At 68.2% G+C, this 16,180-nt stretch carries 16 protein-coding genes and 1 pseudogene; 6 read left to right on the forward strand and 11 right to left on the reverse strand.

Annotated features, from left to right (window positions below):
* Positions 1 to 744: 744 nt before the first annotated feature.
* A complete protein-coding gene (locus tag ABZU74_RS23160) occupies positions 745 to 1,467 on the forward strand; it encodes a response regulator transcription factor (protein ID WP_355427412.1) in 723 nt (240 codons plus the stop codon).
* A gap of 74 nt (positions 1,468 to 1,541) precedes the next feature.
* Complete coding sequence (locus tag ABZU74_RS23165) at positions 1,542 to 2,915, forward strand: HAMP domain-containing sensor histidine kinase (protein WP_355427415.1); 1,374 nt, start codon at positions 1,542 to 1,544, stop codon at positions 2,913 to 2,915.
* A gap of 163 nt (positions 2,916 to 3,078) precedes the next feature.
* Here ABZU74_RS23165 and ABZU74_RS23170 read toward each other — a convergent pair whose 3' ends face one another.
* The 3 genes from ABZU74_RS23170 to ABZU74_RS23180 all read right to left on the reverse strand — a co-directional run bounded on the left by ABZU74_RS23170 (position 3,079) and on the right by ABZU74_RS23180 (position 5,628).
* The gene (locus ABZU74_RS23170) at positions 3,079 to 5,148 is read right to left on the reverse strand and encodes an MMPL family transporter (protein WP_355427467.1); all 2,070 of its coding nucleotides are present in this window, start codon (positions 5,146 to 5,148) and stop codon (positions 3,079 to 3,081) included.
* Between the two features lie 156 nt (positions 5,149 to 5,304).
* On the reverse strand, positions 5,305 to 5,412 hold the full coding sequence (locus ABZU74_RS23175; protein WP_355427470.1) for a hypothetical protein: 108 nt from the start codon (positions 5,410 to 5,412) through the stop codon (positions 5,305 to 5,307).
* Positions 5,413 to 5,628 (reverse strand): hypothetical protein, encoded by a 216-nt coding sequence (locus ABZU74_RS23180; RefSeq protein WP_355427418.1) that lies wholly within the window; start codon positions 5,626 to 5,628, stop codon positions 5,413 to 5,415.
* 655 nt (positions 5,629 to 6,283) lie between these two features.
* On the opposite strand from ABZU74_RS23180, the gene ABZU74_RS23185 reads away from it, so the two are divergent.
* Entirely contained in the window at positions 6,284 to 6,766 is a 483-nt protein-coding gene (locus tag ABZU74_RS23185; protein WP_355427421.1) for a GNAT family N-acetyltransferase, read from the forward strand.
* A 293-nt stretch (positions 6,767 to 7,059) separates the two neighbouring features.
* Here the strand turns inward: ABZU74_RS23185 and ABZU74_RS23190 are convergent, their stop codons facing one another.
* From ABZU74_RS23190 to ABZU74_RS23200, 3 genes are all read right to left on the reverse strand, one after another.
* Positions 7,060 to 7,995, reverse strand: a complete 936-nt coding sequence (locus tag ABZU74_RS23190; protein WP_355427424.1) for an SDR family oxidoreductase — start codon at positions 7,993 to 7,995, stop codon at positions 7,060 to 7,062.
* A gap of 131 nt (positions 7,996 to 8,126) precedes the next feature.
* Positions 8,127 to 8,750: an NAD(P)-binding domain-containing protein gene (locus tag ABZU74_RS23195; protein WP_355427427.1), complete on the reverse strand. Its 624-nt coding sequence runs from the start codon at positions 8,748 to 8,750 to the stop codon at positions 8,127 to 8,129.
* Between the two features lie 324 nt (positions 8,751 to 9,074).
* The gene (locus tag ABZU74_RS23200; RefSeq protein WP_355427430.1) at positions 9,075 to 9,809 is read right to left on the reverse strand and encodes an SDR family oxidoreductase; all 735 of its coding nucleotides are present in this window, start codon (positions 9,807 to 9,809) and stop codon (positions 9,075 to 9,077) included.
* A gap of 314 nt (positions 9,810 to 10,123) precedes the next feature.
* Here ABZU74_RS23200 and ABZU74_RS23205 point away from each other — a divergent pair, with 314 nt between their 5' ends.
* Both ABZU74_RS23205 and ABZU74_RS23210 read left to right on the forward strand, forming a co-directional pair.
* Positions 10,124 to 11,035 (forward strand): LysR substrate-binding domain-containing protein, encoded by a 912-nt coding sequence (locus ABZU74_RS23205; protein ID WP_355427433.1) that lies wholly within the window; start codon positions 10,124 to 10,126, stop codon positions 11,033 to 11,035.
* A gap of 297 nt (positions 11,036 to 11,332) precedes the next feature.
* Positions 11,333 to 11,506, forward strand: coding sequence for a hypothetical protein (locus tag ABZU74_RS23210; RefSeq protein ID WP_355427435.1), 174 nt, complete (start codon positions 11,333 to 11,335; stop codon positions 11,504 to 11,506).
* Positions 11,507 to 11,680: 174 nt separating this feature from the next.
* Here ABZU74_RS23210 and ABZU74_RS23215 read toward each other — a convergent pair whose 3' ends face one another.
* From ABZU74_RS23215 to ABZU74_RS23235, 5 genes are all read right to left on the reverse strand, one after another.
* Positions 11,681 to 11,881, reverse strand: a complete 201-nt coding sequence (locus ABZU74_RS23215) for an AraC family transcriptional regulator (RefSeq protein WP_355427438.1) — start codon at positions 11,879 to 11,881, stop codon at positions 11,681 to 11,683.
* 172 nt (positions 11,882 to 12,053) lie between these two features.
* Positions 12,054 to 12,812 (reverse strand): SDR family oxidoreductase, encoded by a 759-nt coding sequence (locus tag ABZU74_RS23220; protein WP_355427441.1) that lies wholly within the window; start codon positions 12,810 to 12,812, stop codon positions 12,054 to 12,056.
* Positions 12,813 to 13,134: 322 nt separating this feature from the next.
* Positions 13,135 to 13,284 carry a hypothetical protein gene (locus ABZU74_RS23225; protein ID WP_355427444.1) on the reverse strand — a complete coding sequence of 50 codons (150 nt, stop codon included), beginning with the start codon at positions 13,282 to 13,284 and terminating at the stop codon, positions 13,135 to 13,137.
* A gap of 292 nt (positions 13,285 to 13,576) precedes the next feature.
* On the reverse strand, positions 13,577 to 14,437 hold the full coding sequence (locus tag ABZU74_RS23230; protein WP_355427447.1) for an alpha/beta hydrolase: 861 nt from the start codon (positions 14,435 to 14,437) through the stop codon (positions 13,577 to 13,579).
* Between the two features lie 134 nt (positions 14,438 to 14,571).
* Complete coding sequence (locus tag ABZU74_RS23235; RefSeq protein ID WP_355427449.1) at positions 14,572 to 15,399, reverse strand: SDR family oxidoreductase; 828 nt, start codon at positions 15,397 to 15,399, stop codon at positions 14,572 to 14,574.
* 237 nt (positions 15,400 to 15,636) lie between these two features.
* Between ABZU74_RS23235 and ABZU74_RS23240 the strand changes: the two are divergent.
* Positions 15,637 to 16,023 (forward strand): annotated as a pseudogene (locus tag ABZU74_RS23240) (alpha/beta hydrolase fold domain-containing protein); the annotation flags it as partial.
* Positions 16,024 to 16,180 lie beyond the last annotated feature (157 nt).

A 16,180-nucleotide genomic window follows, 5' to 3' on the forward strand; every position in this document is an offset into this window, starting at 1 on the left:
CGGCGACGAGACTCGACGGCCCGACATGCCGCGCTGCGCTAGACGAGTAAGTCCCAGCGACCCCGGGGTGTGGGCATAGACGAAGGGTGTTGAAGATCCAGACAGCGTCGCCGGCTACCTGCGGCTCAACAACATGATCATCGTGTGCGACCACGACGCCTGGACCATCGAGACTGACACGGTGGTCTTCCCACTCACCGCCCCGACGAGCGTCCTGGCCCGCACAGCAAAAATCCCCGCCCAACGAGACGGGGATCGCTCGAAACTCGAGGAGAAATCACGCTTCGTGGGAAAACAATGTGTCCGAGCGACACGACCCATTGCCCCACCGCCGATGACACTCTGTTCAGGACGTTGCCCGTGGGATCGGTGTCTCGAATGACGGGACTGCTGCGGACTCCAACAAGGTCACCCGCAACGCCTCACGCGGTGAAGTCCTCTCGCGAGTGGGTCGAGAAGAAAGATCCGATTGCAAGGTAGGGCGGGACGGGCTGGCGAGGCCACGCATTTTCGTCTTGGTGTCGAGCACTAAGGGTCGAGATCCGCGAAGCGGGCATCGACCAGGCGTCGTTCGCCCTCGCGGCCTCTGTCTGCCGCATTCCGGCCGCCCCCGCGGGACTTGTTCCTCCCGCTGGCCTTCGCCCTGTGCTTCGGCAGCCTCTCGGGGATCATGATCGGTAGAAGCAGTCACCGTCAGCCGTTGCCGTTGCGGTATTAATCCTGCCCTCAGGTTGATCGGGGAGGATGAGCGCAAAAGCATCGACCTGGAGGGGGCGGGCTGGCGTGCAGATCATGATCGCCGATGACGAGGCGGCCATCCGTGAGTCGCTGGAGCGGGTGCTTCAGGTCGAGGGTTATGGCACTAGCACCGCCGCCAACGGTCTCGCCGTCCTCGACGGGATCTGTGGCGCGGCGCCGGATCTGCTGATCCTCGACGTGATGATGCCCCGCCTCGGCGGGTTGGAGACCTGTCGGCGGTTGCGGGCGGCGGGTCGGGATCTGCCAGTGCTGATGCTGACCGCCCGGGATCAGGTCTCCGACCGGGTCGCGGGGCTGGACGCGGGTGCCGACGACTACCTGCCCAAGCCGTTCGCCACCGAGGAGTTGCTGGCCCGGGTCCGGGCTCTGCTGCGCCGCCGCGCGCCGGGCGACGACGAGTCGCAGATCCTGTCGTTCGCCGACGTCCGGCTCGATCCCGACAGGTTCGAGGCGTGGCGGGGTGGGCGGCCGCTGCATCTGACGCGGACCGAGTTCTCCCTGCTACAGGTTCTCGTGCGCAACGCGACACGGGTGTTGACCCGCGACGCGCTGTTCGAGGCGATCTGGGGCTTCGACATGAGCACCACCGCCAACAACCTTCAGGTGTACGTGAGCTATCTGCGCCGCAAGATGGAGGCCGAGGGTGAACCGCGATTGATTTACACGCTGCGCGGCTTGGGGTACACGCTGCGGGGGACTCCTCCGTGAGCAGGCCAGCACTCCGGAAACCGCGTCGGCTGATCCGATGGTGGCGCCGGCGGTCCCTGCGGACCAGGCTGACGGTGATCGCGGCGACGGCCATCGCGGTCAGCGTGTTCGTGGCCTTCCAGGTGGCCAGCGAGCTGCTGGACTCGGAGCTGCAGGACAACGCCGAGAATCAGCTACGCGCGGACTCCCGCATCCTGGCGACAACCGTGGAGCAGACCGGTCTGGCGCAGGTCCAGCTACCGCCGTATCCCGGATCTGGTCGGCTGGTACGGGTCATCCTGCCCGATGGTTCGACCCGGACGCCGGCCGGCCAACCCGCGCTGCCCCCCGTCAGCGGGCACGCCGGGCGCGTGGCGCAGGGCGCGTCGGCCGACCTGATGGAGTCGAACGACAGCGACGACGACGGCTACCTCATCTACACGCTGCGGGCGGGCGACGGCGCGGTCCAGGTGGCCCGCAACAGCGACGACAGCCCGATCAACCAGTTCGGGTTGGGCATGCTGCTGATCGGACTGCTCTGCGTGGCCGGGGGCGCCCTTGTCGGGCGGACCGTGGCGCGGACCGGGCTGGCACCGATCGACCGGCTGACTGCCGCCGCGGTTCGTGTCGCGCAGACCCGGGAGCTCGACGCCGACATCCCGGACGAGGGCGGCGGGGAGATCCGGCGGCTGATCCAGTCAATCAACGACATGCTCGCCGCGCTCCGGGACTCCCGGCGGGCCCAGCGGCTGCTCGCCGAGGACGCCGCCCACGAACTCAAGACCCCGCTCACCAGCCTGCGCCTCAACGTTGAGCTGCTGATCCGGCTCGATCGGCGCGGCACGCTGGACAGCGCACTCCCGGCGGAGAGCCGGACCCGGCTGCTCAACGATCTCGGCGCCCAGGTGGCCGAGTTGAGCACCCTTGCCACCGAGCTGACCGACCTGGCGCGCGGCGACGTCAGCGACGAGAGCACCGAGCTGCTCGATGTCGCCGACGTGGTGGTGGCCGCCGCGACCCGGGCTCGTTCCCGCGTGCCCGACATCGAGGTCGCGCTCGACGTGACCTCCGTGTGGGTGAGCGGGCGTCCCGCTGCGCTCCAGCGGGCGGTGCTCAACCTCATCGATAACGCCGGCAAGTGGTCCCCCGCTGACCAGCCGGTCCAGGTCCGGCTCCGTGCCGAGGGCGCGTCGGCGGTCCTCGAGGTCGACGACGCCGGGCCGGGCATCGACGCCGCCGACGTACCGCGGGTGTTCGACCGGTTCTACCGTGCCGACAGCGCCCGGGCGCTGCCGGGATCGGGTCTGGGGCTGTCGATCGTGCAGCGGGTCGTCGACGCCCACGCCGGCCAGGTCACCGTCGCCCGGTCCGCACGCAATGGCGCGCTGCTGCGGATCATCCTTCCGGCCGCCGCCCCGCCCGCTCGGATCACGCAGCTCACCGCAGGGGCGGACACGGTGGGGCGCTGACCCGCTGCGGCACGGCACCGGGACCACCACGGCGCGCGGTGCCAGGCCCCGCCGCAGCGAGCGGCGCAGGACAAGGGTGGCGGACACGGTGACGGCCGCCGGGCCATGACAAAGATCCGGGACGGGCAAGAGCCCGTCCCGGATCTCGACTGTGCCGCCGCGCTCACCGTTGCGGCGCGGGCCCCTCCACGAGCGGCCCTTGATCGTCCGGCAGCTCCACCGTTCGGGACAACCGGCTCGGCCACCACATCCGCCGGCCGATCAGCAGCGTGAGGGCGGGCACCAGGACCGACCGCACCAGCAAGGCGTCGAGCAGCACGCCGAAGGCGACCAGGAACCCGACCTCGATCAGCATCACCAGCGGAAGTGAGGCGAGGACCGCGAACGTGGCCGCTAGGACCAGGCCTGCCGAGGTGATGACGCCACCGGTGGCGGCGAGGGCTTTGAGTATGCCCTCTCTGGTGCCGAGGCGCACGGTCTCCTCCCGGGCCCGGCTGGCCAGGAAAATGTTGTAGTCGATGCCGAGCGCCACCAGGAACAGGAACGCCAGCAGCGGCACCGAATAGTCGACGCCCTTGAACCCGAGGATCGTGTCGAAGACGAACACGCTGCCGCCGAAGGCTGCGGCGAATGAGACGATCACGGTCGCCATCAGGACCAGCGGGGCCACGATCGCTCGGAGCAGTAGCCCGAGGACGATCAGGACGACGGTGAGCACCAGCGGGATCACCAGCTTCTCGTCGCGGGTGGTGGTGACCTCGGTGTCGAGGTTCTCCGCGCTCGGCCCGCCGACGATCGCCTCCGCCCCGTTCACCGCGCGCACGGCGGTACGCACCCGCTTGATCGTGTCATACTCCGCGGCGGTGTCCGGCGCGTCGGTCGGGAACACGGAGATGTCGGCCCAGCCTCCGCTGATCTGCCCCGGGACGGCCAGGGCCACACCGCGAGTGCCCTGGACGACGTCGAGCACCCGCTCCTGGTGCGCCGGCCGCGTGAAGATCGTCATCGGCTGTCCGCCGAGCTCCGGGAAGTGCTGGCGGAGGACGCTGAAGCCGGTGACCGACTCCGGCGCGGACAGGAACTGGTCCTGCTCCCGCAGGGCGCCGGTATTGCCCGCCAGCCCGATGGCGAGCACGCCGAGGACTCCGAGCGAGCCGAGCGCCGCCACCCACCGGCGGCGACTGATGGCACTGCCGAGCCGTCCCCACAGCCCCGGCTTCTCCTGGACGGCCGTGTCGAACCGCGGGATGGCCGGCCAGAAGATCCGCCTGCCGAGCACCACGAGCACCGCCGGGAACAGCGTCAGCATGGCCACCAGCGCGCACAGGATGCCGGCCGCGCCGATCGGGCCCAACCCGCTGGTGCTGTTCAGGTCGGCGACGAGCAGGCAGAGCAGGCCAGCGATCACGGTGGCCGCGGACGCGATGATGGCCGGCGCCGCGCCGCGTAGCGCGTGGACCATCGCGACCCGGACGTTCTCGTGGTGGTGCAGTGTCTCCCGGTACCGGGCTATGAGCAACAGCGCGTAGTCCGTGCCGACGCCGAATACCAGGATCGTCAGCAGCGCCGAGTTCTGGTCGTTGATCACGATGCCGAAGCCCTTGACGAGCAGGTAGACGGTCGCCATCGCGGTCAGTGCGGCCGCGCCCACAGCCATGAGCGGGATGAGCCACAACACCGGGCTGCGGTAGGTGAGGATCAGCAGGAGCGTGACGACGACGACGGTGGTGAGGAAGACCTGCAGGTCGATGCCGTCGAAGACGGCGTCCATGTCGCCGTCGACCGCGGCGGGTCCGGTCACGTCGAGTTCCAGGCCGGCCGGGCGGTCCTTCGCAGCCTCACGCAATGGGCCGACGATGGTCTCCGGCGCGCCGTAGGTCGTGCTCACGTCGAGGGTGAACATCATCGCCTTGCCGTCGGTGGAGGGTCTCGTCGGTGGGCCCTCGTCGTCCTCGCCGCCCGCCGCAGTCGCCTTCGGCGGGTACCGCTTGGCAAGGGTGTTGTGGTGGCGCTCGACCGACGCGCGGTCGGCGTCGGTCATGCCGCCGGCCCGGTGGTACACGAAGACGAACGTGTTGTCCTCACCGCCGGGGAGGCTGTCCTCCAGCACCGCCACCTTCGTGGACTCGGCGCTGGCCGGCAGGGTGTCCACGGCCCTGTCGGTGGTTACCGAGCTCAACTTCCCGCTCAACGGCACCATGACCGCCGCCAGCGCCACCCACAACCCGATCACCAACCATGGCACCCACCGGCCTGCCAAGCGACCGGCCGGCGCTTTCCCGGGCGGCGCTGCCTTGACTGCCATCACTAGCTTCCTCCATACGGTTAGTTCGCTCTTCTGGTGCCGACTTCGTACCGAGCGAATCTGAGACGACCGTTAATGCGCCGCTCAGGCCGGGTGGCCGCACCAGGTGCCGAGCGCACGCACCAGCGCGGTGGTGTCCAGATCCTGCGCGGTGGGCAAGGCCCAGACGACGCAGCCGTCGGGCCGGATCAGCTACGCGCAGACGTCCACCCGGTCCGTGCGGGCAGTGACGGTGTTGACCCGTCCGGTCCACGCGGCCGCGGCGTCGCGGACCTCCGCGCGGTCGGCGAGACCCAGCAGAGGCACACCCTCACGCAGCAGGTCCCCTTCGACCCGGACCGCTTCTACGCCGATCGGGTCTCGGTTCAGCTCACCCGGCCCGTCGAGCGCTCGGACTACTGACGGCAACTGGTTCCACCGGCGGGTTGCCCCACTAGGCCGTGTTTCGTAGGGCGCGGAGCCATTGGTTGATGGCCGCGATGGTGAGGGTGGCTTCGTGGCGCACGGCGGCCGAGCATGCCCCATCCCGCCAGGCAGCAACGGCTCCAGCGCCGCCCACTGCACGTCAGTCAGGTCATGTCGCCTCACTGCCGTTACGCTCGGCACGAGGTCTCCGGTGTGAAGTTCCAGCTTGGTCGCTAAACCAACTACCGGAGACGGTTCAGGCCGGGCCATCGGTAATTGATGATGGGGCACCAGTCAGGGGCGGTCGTGCAGGAACCATGCGTCGTCCTGGGTAAGCGCGATCGCGAGTTGCCAATGCTCGCATTGCAAGCTGCCACCGATAGCCATGTGCTGCACGGCGAGTTCTCACGCCTGCGGGCCTGGACGCGGCCGGCGTTGAGCGGTGAACTGCAGCATGCTGCCCCAGGTGGCGATGAGGGCGGCGCCGCACCGCTGCTGCCACTCTCGCAAGTGAAGATCCGGCCGAAGCCCCGCACGGCCCCGCCAGTTGCCTCCGCAGTCCCCCGGCGGCAGCATGTTCCATCGATACCCGACCCAACAGCGGTTGCAGTGGCGGCAGAACGCTCTAGGTACGCCGGGCGCTGGTGGCGATGCGAGGATGGCAACCGTGCTGACCATTGGCTCATTGACCGAACTCGACCGCAGCGAGTGGGAATGGCTGACCCGGAGCTTCCACGCCCACTGGGCCGGCCGGCCGGGTCGGCCCGCGACTGAGGTTGACGACGGCGGCTACGAACGCACGTGGCAGCGGCTGGTCAACGGAGAGCAGATCCGTGGCATCTGTGCACGGCTCGACGGCAAGATGGTCGGCATCGCGCATTACCTGTTCCACGCCAGCGTCTGGGGTGCCGGGAGATGCTACCTGGCAGAATTGTTCGTAGACCCGCAGGCACGACGCCGAGGTATCGCCACGGCGATGATCGAGCGGGTGGCCAAGGATGGCGATGAGCATGGTGCCCCACGCTTGTACTGGAACACCGAGATCGACGCCGACGCCCGCGCTTTGTACGACAAGCTCGCCGTCTACAGAGGGTATATCGTGTACAACTACTCGCGGCCTGCCACTACCCCTGTGACATAAAGCAGTTCGCCCATCCGTGACGTAGACGTCTCGCGCGGGCATGCCCGGCTAGGAACATCAACAAGGTTCCGAAGCCTTGTTGATCGTTTCCGAGTGGGTCATGCCCGCATCGCCATCATCGCTGGTCTTCTCGCTGTCGGCCGTACCCCGGACTCCGCCCGCCGGAGTTGACTGTCGGCCTACCCGCGAAACCGGCCTGGGTACCCGATCCACGCACTCGCCGAGCCGGCTCAGCTCCGCGCCCGTCGCTGCCGAACCGATCCGCCAGTCCCCAGGAGGTCGGGTCCCTGCCGTCAGCTGGCGGGGAAGTAATGGCCGTTGTCCAGGTCGGCGAGCAGCCTGGGCTGAGTGGGTTCCCAGCCGAGGGTTCGGCGGGTGATGAGGTTGGACGCCGGGTAGCTCTGCGTGACGATGTTCGCGAGGAACCCGAAGTATCCCGGCACCATCAGGACGTCCGCGGGAACGCTTACGACGGGCAGGCCCAGCCGGCCGCCGATGGCCTCGGCGATCTCGCGGAACGGGATGCCGCCGTCCCCGACCGCGTGCCAGTATCTGCCGGCCGGCCCCTTTTCCAGCGCCAGGCGGAACACGGAGGCGGCATCGCGGACGTGCACGGCGTTCCACAGGTTCGTGCCGTCTGCGGGGTAGCCGACGAAACCCTTCTCCTTCGCGAGCGCGATCAGTGTGGGGAGGAAGCCGGCACGATCGGTCGTGCTGTGCGCGATGGTGGCAATCCGCACGACCGAAGACCGCACTCCCCGCTCTGCGAGGCCGACCACGGCGGTTTCCACGACGTTACGAACCCGCAGGGTGCCCTTGTGCTCATCGCCGCCGGGAAGGGCCGGGTCCTCCTCGGTAGCCGGCCGGCCCAGGTTCCCTGGCGAGCCTATGCTCCCCGCCGCGACCAGCGGCTTTCCGGTTCCCGCCAGTGCCTCGCCGTACGCGAGCATGATCGAGACCTCCGCGGCGGCCACGGCGTCGATCCCGCCGGAGGCGAGCAGGTCCTGCCGGTGCGCGACGTGGATGACGCCGTCGGAGTCCGCGGCTGCCTCCTGGAGCCCGTCGAGGTCCTGGAGGTCGCCGCGGCGCACCTTCGCGCCCAGCGCGGACAGCGCCGCCGCGGCCGCGTCCGACCGGGCCAGGCCGGTGACCTCGTGCCCGGCGGCGATGAGCTCGGGGATGATGTACGAACCGGAATGGCCGGTCCCGCCAGTGACGAAAACGCGCATGCTGCTATTCCTTGTCAATGATGTGGCGCGAGAAGTGGTGGTGCGGGCGGGACTGCCCCTGCCGGCCAGTGCGCCGTCTCCGGGCCGCCGGCATCCAGAGGGCTGTTCGCCGACTGCTCGGCGCGGGGGGATCAGCCGGTAAATTCATTGACGCCGAGGGCGAAGTCCCAGTGGCCAACCCCGTTGCCGGCGAGGCCCACCGTGATCAGGCCCATTCCTTCCAGCCAGTGCGCCATTTTCAGGCCGCCGACGTCCAGAGGGCGCAGCCCGAGGCTTTCGATGAATGCGGCCACGCCCGCCTTGGCCTGCACATTGTCGCCAGCGATGAAGACGTTGGGCCGGCCCTCCTCTAGGACATTACGGAAGATGGTGTTGAATGCCTTTACCACGCTGGCGCTGGCCGGCGCCACCTTGGCGACTTCCTGCGCGATCGAGGTCTCCTCGCTGTGGGCCAGTCCGTCGAACGAGGCGTTGAAGGGGTTGCTGATGTCGACGATGACCTTGCCCGCGAGGGCGTCTCCGTACTCGGCGACGACCGGAACGACACCGCCGTACAACAGGGCCGTAATGACGACGTCCCCGGCCGGGACGGCGCCCCACTTGCCAGTCGTCGAGCCGCCGCCCAGAGCCTTGGCCAGCAAATCGGCCTTGGACTGATCGCGTCCCATGACCTCGACGGTGTTGCCGCCCGCCACGGCGAGCGTGCCGATGGCGCGGGCCATGTTCCCCGTACCGATAAGGGTGATGCTGCTCATGAGGTGTGCTCTCTTCCTGTTCTCGAGGGTGTCATTCTGTTTGTTCGTGCCAGGGCAGGCGCAGGAGGCCAGCGGCGACTTTCCTGGGCCACCTGCCGCGCTTTTCCCGGCACCTACGGTGCGTCTTCCGCCGGCAGGTTGGGATGCGTGAACCTGCCGGCATTCCAAAAAGATGGGGTCGAGTCAAGGCCACGGGACGAGCGGCATCCCGTGACCGTTAACCACCCACCCTTGGTGTGCACGGTCCCAGGGCTGCATGCCGACCAGAGCGTGAGGTGATCCCGCATTTCGACGGCGGGCGGCAGCCAGCGCCTGGTGTGTGGTTCAGATGGCGGTGGTGCCGCCATCTGCGACCAGTTCCAGGCCGTTGACGTAGCTGGAGTCGGCGGAGGCGAGGAAAAGGGCGACGGTGGCGATTTCTTCGGGGCGGCCCATGTTGCCTCGGGGGATGAGGGACTCGAATGCGGCCTTGGTTACCTCGTCGAATAGTTCTTCCTGTTTGGCGGTGGCGACCTGGCCGGGAGTCAGGACGTTGACCCGGATCTTGCGGTCGCGCAGTTCGTTGAGCCAGACCCGGGCCCATGCCTGCTGGACGGCTTTGCTTCCCGCGTAGAGGCTCCAGCCAGGGAAGGCGCCGAGGGAGGCGTTGGATCCGGTCATGAGGATCGAGCCATTGTCGTTGATAAGCGGGAGTGCCTTCTGCACGGTGAACAGCGTGCCGCGCGCGTTGAGCCAGAAGGCGCGGTGGAACTGTTCCTCGGTGATCTCGCCGAGGAGAGCGGGTTCACCCATCCCGGCACTGGCCCACAGCACGTCGATCGAGCCCTTTTCCCGCTTGACGGTATCGTACAAGCGGTCCAGGTCGTCCAGTTCGGCCGCGTCACCCTGGACGGCGGTGACGTTGCGGCCGATCAACTTGACGGCATCGTCCAGTGCTTCCTGCCGCCGGGCCTGAATGAAGACGTGCGCTCCTTCCTCGACGAACAGTTTGGCGCCGGCCAGTGCCATGCCGGTGGATCCACCGGTGATCACCACTACCTTGCCATCGAGCTTTCCCACGATCACTCCGTTTAATTGAAGTTCAGTCTTGCATTCGCAAGACTTTGTATAGACTGTGTTTCGATCGTTGGCCGGATCGCCGTTTATGACGGTTATGTCATCGATGCCGTCGAATGATGTGGCGGACCCGGATCATTCATCAGGTGCCCATGTCGGTTGCGGGCCGCACTACCCGGTCCGAGGGCGAATTCTTATACGGAATTTGCGCCGCCCCCATCAGGTACGCAGTAAGCGTGCCACTGGCCTGAGTCGCTGTCCAAGACCTCTTTCAGCGGTTGCGATACCCTGAAGGCATCGCCATACCGGGAGGCTCCATGGATCTCGACCTGCGCAAGTTGCGCTACTTCGTCGCCGTCGCCGAGAAGCTGCACTTCGGCCGCGCCGCCGAGGATCTGCACATCGCGCAGCCAGTGCTCAGCCGGCAGATCCGCGCCCTGGAACAGGATCTCGGCACCCCGCTGCTGACAAGGGACAGCCACGGCGTGATGCTGACCGATGCGGGCAGGCAGTTGCTGACCGACGCCGGCCCGCTGCTGGCCTCCGCGCACGCGGTCCGCCACCGGGTGACCGTGGCCGCACGGGGCAGCCAGCGGCTGACGGTCGGCTTCCGGGCGGGCATTGCGCTCACCCCGGCAGTACGGGAGTTCGCCACCCAGCACCCGAACGTGATCGTGGACGTGCAGCGGATCGAATGGGACGACCAGGCCACGATGCTGCTCGACGGCCGCATCGATGTCGCCTATGTGCGGCTGCCCATCGACGAGACCGGCCTACGCGTCACCCCGCTGTACACCGAACCTCGTGTGGCAGTGCTGCCCGCCGGCCACCGATTGGCCGGCAAGGAGCAGATTACCGAGGCCGACCTGGCCGGCGAGCCGCTGGTCTGGCATATGGACACGAGCACGCAGCCCACCAGGCGCCCGCACCCTAACGCCGGATACCTGGTGCGCGGGGTGGACGAGACACTCGAGCATGTCGCGGCCGGCCGAGGCATCTCGTTCCTGGCCCGTTCGGCAACCGTGTTCTACTCACATCCGGACGTCAGCTTTGTGCCCATCCCGGATCTGGCGCCCGAGCAGGTGTGCCTCGCGGTGGCGGCATCGCACACCTCGCCGATGGTCGACGACTTCTTCACCGCGGCTCAGGCGACGGCCGAGATAACCGCAGAATGCGGGAACTACGAAATGTGGCAGCTTGGCAGCGGCACCGTTGCAAAGCGCGGCTGATTAATGCCGCGAGGCAACACGGCGAGCGTAAGGACGCCAGGCAGTGGCCGCACCGGGTCTAGGCGATCGAGGGCTGCCAGGGCATCGGCCGACACATCGCCAACCGGCTACTGGCCGACGGCGAACAGGCTCCTCGGCGACCCGGGCCAACGGGCCCTCGCCGAACGGCTTACCGTCGCCGTCGGCGTCCCTTCCGAGGTGATGATCGCCGCCGCCCGCAGCGTCGGACACTTCGACGGCGGACCGTCCGCTAGACTCGTTGACCAGGCCACTCGGGCGTTGACCGGGCCGTCCACCGTGAACGGGGCTTGGGACGTACTCGACGCGGTCATCTACGGCGTCGGCATTAACGGCGACGAGACCCTGCTCCGGCAGTTGCGCACCGACCCGCGCATTCCCGCCCCGCTGCGACAGGCCGCCACCTGGTGGCTGAACCTGCCCCGCTATATCCGCGACAGCGCGGCCCACTGACCCGGCGACTTTCTGCCTTGCACCCGGTGGCAACAACTGCAAGACCACGTCCCGCTATGGTCCTGAGTGCCCCACGCTGTGCGCACCGAATCGGGCCCAGGCCGGCAGCTGGTCGGACGGTGAAACTGACGAAACTGCACGGCACCGCGCGGCACCTTTGTGCCGTGCCAATACTCATCGCACATGGCCGGTGACGGGGAGTTCGGCAGAGGCGACCAGGTATTCGCCGGGCCCATACTCGTAAAGGCGCTCACCGAGGGCGAGGCGTTTGCCGCCTTGGGCGATGACTGCGAGGACGGTCCCGGACATCCCGGCCGCCGAAGCATTGGGGCGGGTGAACTTGCATACCCGGAGAATCCATTCTTGCACGAACATCTACACCGGGTCGCTGGTCGGGCAGGATCGGGCATGCCCTCGTGGTTGCGCAGGTGTCCCCACGGGCAGGGCGGCCTGCCGACGGCTGTCTCGGCCCACTGTGGAGTGAGCCGTGGGCGACGCCTGTGACGGAAGCCGCCTGGCGTGGCTCAGGGCTCACGGCAGGAGTCGTCTAGAGGTTTTGGCCTCCAGAGACCTCGATGTCCTGGGCGGTGATCCACCGGCCTTCCTCGGAGACCAACATGGCGATGACCATGCCGATGTCGTCGGGCTCGCCGACGCGGCCGAGAGTGAAGGTCTTCGCCAGTTCCGGAATGATCTGCGGGTTCTTGCCGAACGCGTCGTCGGCGAAGCGGGTGACGGTGGCTCCCGGTGCGACCGAGTTCACGCGGATGCCGCGGGGCCCGAACTCCTTGGCCATGTAGCGGGTGAGGACCGCCACGGCCCCCTTGAGAGCCGCGTAGACGGAGTATCCCGGCGCGGTCACCTGGGGCAGCGTGGAGTTGCTGGTCAGGTTGACGATGGCGCCGCCGTCGGCGAGGAGCGGCAGCAGGGCCTGGGTGAGGAAGAAGGGCCCCTTGAACAGGCCATCCGTGAGTCGGTCGAATTCCTCCTCGCGGGTGTCCTCGATCATCGCCATGCCGGCGAATCCGGCGTTGTTGACGAGGTGGTCGAAGGAGTGCCGCTGGAAGGTCTCGCGCAGCACCTCGGCAACGGTCTCCCGGAAGATGGCGAATGGCGTCGTATTGCCGAGATCCAGGTGCAGCGCCACGGCAGTGCCGCCCTGCTGCTCGATCCGCGCGACGGTGTCCTTGGCGCCCTGTTCGTTGGAGCTGTAGGTCAGGATGACGCCGGTACCGCGCCGGGCGATCTGCAGGGCGGCGCTCTGCCCGATGCCGGAGCTTGCACCGGTGACGACGGCTACCTTCATGGTGTGCCTCCTGGGGCCTGAGGATTCGTCGGAATCCGTGGGAGTGTGTCCCTTCCAGGAGACCGCTGTGCCGGGCCGGCGAAAAGAACGATCCTCTTCGCCTCTTGCCCAATCCTCTTGATGTACGGGGCAGGGGCGGTGTCAGCCCCGCCCCGTCACTCCCCGCCCCCCGCGCAGGGGTGGGCGCGTCCGGCGCGCTCTGGTCATCGGCGCGGGCTTGCCGCGCCAGGCACGCACCATTTACATCACCTGGCGGCGCCGGGGCCCACCGGCGCCGTCCCAACGCAGAGCTGACGACGGTTCCGCCCGCCGCCGGAGTGGGTTATCCCTCGGCAGCAGGTCGGCTGTGCACCACCAACTCGTCGATCTCCAACCGGCCGACGCGCAGCTCCGGCACGACCGCCCGGCGGATCGCCAGCCGCCCGATGGTCAACGCCCCGACCGCCACGGCCCCGACGGCCAGCGCCCCCACGGCGAGGGCACCGAACGAGACCGCCCCCGCAGCCCGCGCGCCGGTAGCCGCCGCGTCGCCACCGCGCCGTTGGCGCGGGCCCCGGTCAACCGCATCAGGCGTACCTGTCGCTTCATCCCACCCAGCTCCTCCCCACTCCCGGGCCCGTGGCCTGGCGTCGCCCAGGCACCTTGGGGCCGCTTCGGCACGGTTCCATCGGCAGCGCGAGGCCGACGTTCTGTCAACGCGACCGGGGCGCCGAGGGCGCAGCGCGCGGTCGGCGGCAGAAGCGGACGCGGGACGGTGGCATCGGTCATCCGAGGAAGCGGTGAAGTGCGTCCGTCAGGTCGTCAGGGTTCTCCTCGGCGACATGGTGTCCGGACAGGATCGGTTCGCCGCGTAAGTCCGTGGCCCAAGGTCGCCAGACGGCGAGCGGGTCGCCGTACAGATCTTCCATGTCGTCACGGGTCGACCACAGGAAAAGCGTCGGACAACGGGCGGTGCGGCCGGCACGCCGGTCGGCCTCCTCATGCTCCCGGTCCACGCCGAGGCCCGCGCGGTAGTCCTCCAACATTGCCCGCACGGTTGCTTGATCGTGAATAGCCTCCCGCAACTCCCGATAGTTCTCGGCCCCCATACGCTCGGGCTCCGCACTGTCGTACCAGGCATCGGGGTCGGCCATGATGGCACGCTCTGGCTTCTCCGGTTGGGCGAAAAAGAACCAGTGGTACCAGTCCCGGGCGAACCTCGCGTCGCATCGGGCGAGGGCCTCGCTGATGGGTACACCATCCATGACCACCAACCGGCTGACCGCGTTGGGATGATCCAGCGCCAGGCGTAACGCCACATAGCAGCCGCGGTCGTGCCCGACTACGGCGAACGTCGGATGGCCGAGCGCGTTCATCAACCGGAGCATGTCGCCGGCCACCGTGCGCTTGGACTGTTGGGAGTGGTCGGGGCGGATCTGCGCCTTTCCGGACTGTCCGTAGCCGCGCATGTCCGGGCAGACCACCGTGAATCCATGATCCACCAGTCGCGGCGCGACCCGGTGCCACGTCGATCCGGTACGCGGATGCCCGTGGACGAGCAGAACCGGGCGACCCTGTCCGGCGTACCGGACCCGCAGATCCACATCTCCGACGTCGATCCGCTCGTCTGTGAAACCTTCGAACATGCGCGGGCGGTACCCCAGCCCCTCCTGCCTGCAAACATCCGCTCATCGGCACGGCCGGTCGCCTGACGCTGTCGGTCTCGCAGGTACGGCCCCTGACGCCCGCTCGGCAGTCTCAGCGTCGTCGCCGCACCTGCTCATATAACGGTGTGATGGCCCGCCTTGATCACCTGGTCATATTCGCTGCGTCGGGCGTCGTAGGCGGGTTGCAGGAACGCCTCCGTGTCGGGTCCTACCGGCAGCCGCAGGGGCGGCGAGTCCATCTGCCCGAGCCGCCAGACCACGTCGGCGAAGAGTTCGGGGGCGTTGATTTCCGCCTTGGTGTTCATGCCGAGCAGCGCATCGAGCATGCCGTCGTCGACCTGCGTGTAGTCGGCGACGCGGTGCTCCGGCATCACCAAGTTGGCGCTGTACCCGGTGGCGAAGCCGCCCGGCTGCAGGATGGTCACCTTCACCCCCAAGGGCCCAGCCTCGACGGCCAGCGACTCGGCCGCCCCCTCCACCGCGAACTTGCTCGCGGTGTACGCGGCGAGGCCCGGGAAGGGAACCATGCCGGCGACCGAGCTGACGAAGATGGCGTGCCCGTGGCGCTGCGCCCGCCACACCGGCAGCACCGCGCGGGTGAGCCGCCACGGCCCGAACACGTTGGTGTCGAACTGCGCGGCGAGTTCCGCGTCGGACACCTCCTCGAAGGTGCCGAACTGACCGTACGCCGCGTTGTTGACCAGGACGTCGACGCCGCCGAAAGCGTCCACCGCCCGCTCGACCGCTGCCGCGCACTGCTCCGGATCCCGTACGTCCAGGGAGACGGCCACCACGTTGTCCGGATACCGAGCCACCAACCCGTCCAGGGCCTCCGGCCGTCGTGCCGTCGCCACCACCTGGTCGCCCTCGGCCCCGAGCCGGGCCGCGAGAGCACGACCGAGCCCACTTGAACACCCCGTGATCAACCAACGCTTCGTCATTGCCCTGGACCCGCCCTATCCACTGGGCTATTTGGCGATTGCAGAGTGTCAGAGGTGATGCAGGAGGTGAAGAGCATTGGCCGTCGCCAAACTGATTCGTCGGATATCCGGCATGGCGGTGACCGGGACCACCTGTGGCGCAAACGGTTCCGTCCCGGACCGCTGCGGCGGCGGGGGCCTCGCCCGGCTCCCAGGTCCAGGACGCCGCCTCGATGAGCACCAGGCGCTGCGCGACGAGTCGTCTCGGTAGAACACCGTCTTCTCGCTCCGGGGACTCCACTGACGGCGGCCGTCGACGACGGCTGGGACGTGCTGCGGCACCTGGTGCGGCACGCCGTGGAATGGGGAGTCGACCTGGCGCGGACCGCGGTAGTCGGCGAAAGCACCGGCGCGTTGATTGCCGCACTGGCCGCCATCCGGGCCAGAGAAACCGACCTGCTCCTGCGGGCACAGGTATTGGTCAACCCCGCTCTCGATCTGACCGAGACAGCGTTCGACCACGCCTCGATGACCCGGCACGCCCACAGCCCGACCCTGACCATCACCCGATTCAACAAATCGGTCGCGCTACGGCAGTCCTACGGCTTTCTGGTGGTGCGGTACCAGGGCGACATCCAGCACTGACCGGCCATGGACGTCCGAGTTGAGTGCGCTCGGTCATGCGGATTGGTGAATGCGTTCCAGTTAGAGCGTGTTTCACATTCCTGTCAGTCGGGTGTGTTGAAGGTGAGGCGTTGTTGGCGGGTGGCGGGTTCGCCTCGGGCGAGGCGGCGGAGCATGC

The organism is Micromonospora sp. NPDC005171 (assembly GCF_040608575.1).
Lineage (GTDB): Bacteria > Actinomycetota > Actinomycetes > Mycobacteriales > Micromonosporaceae > Micromonospora.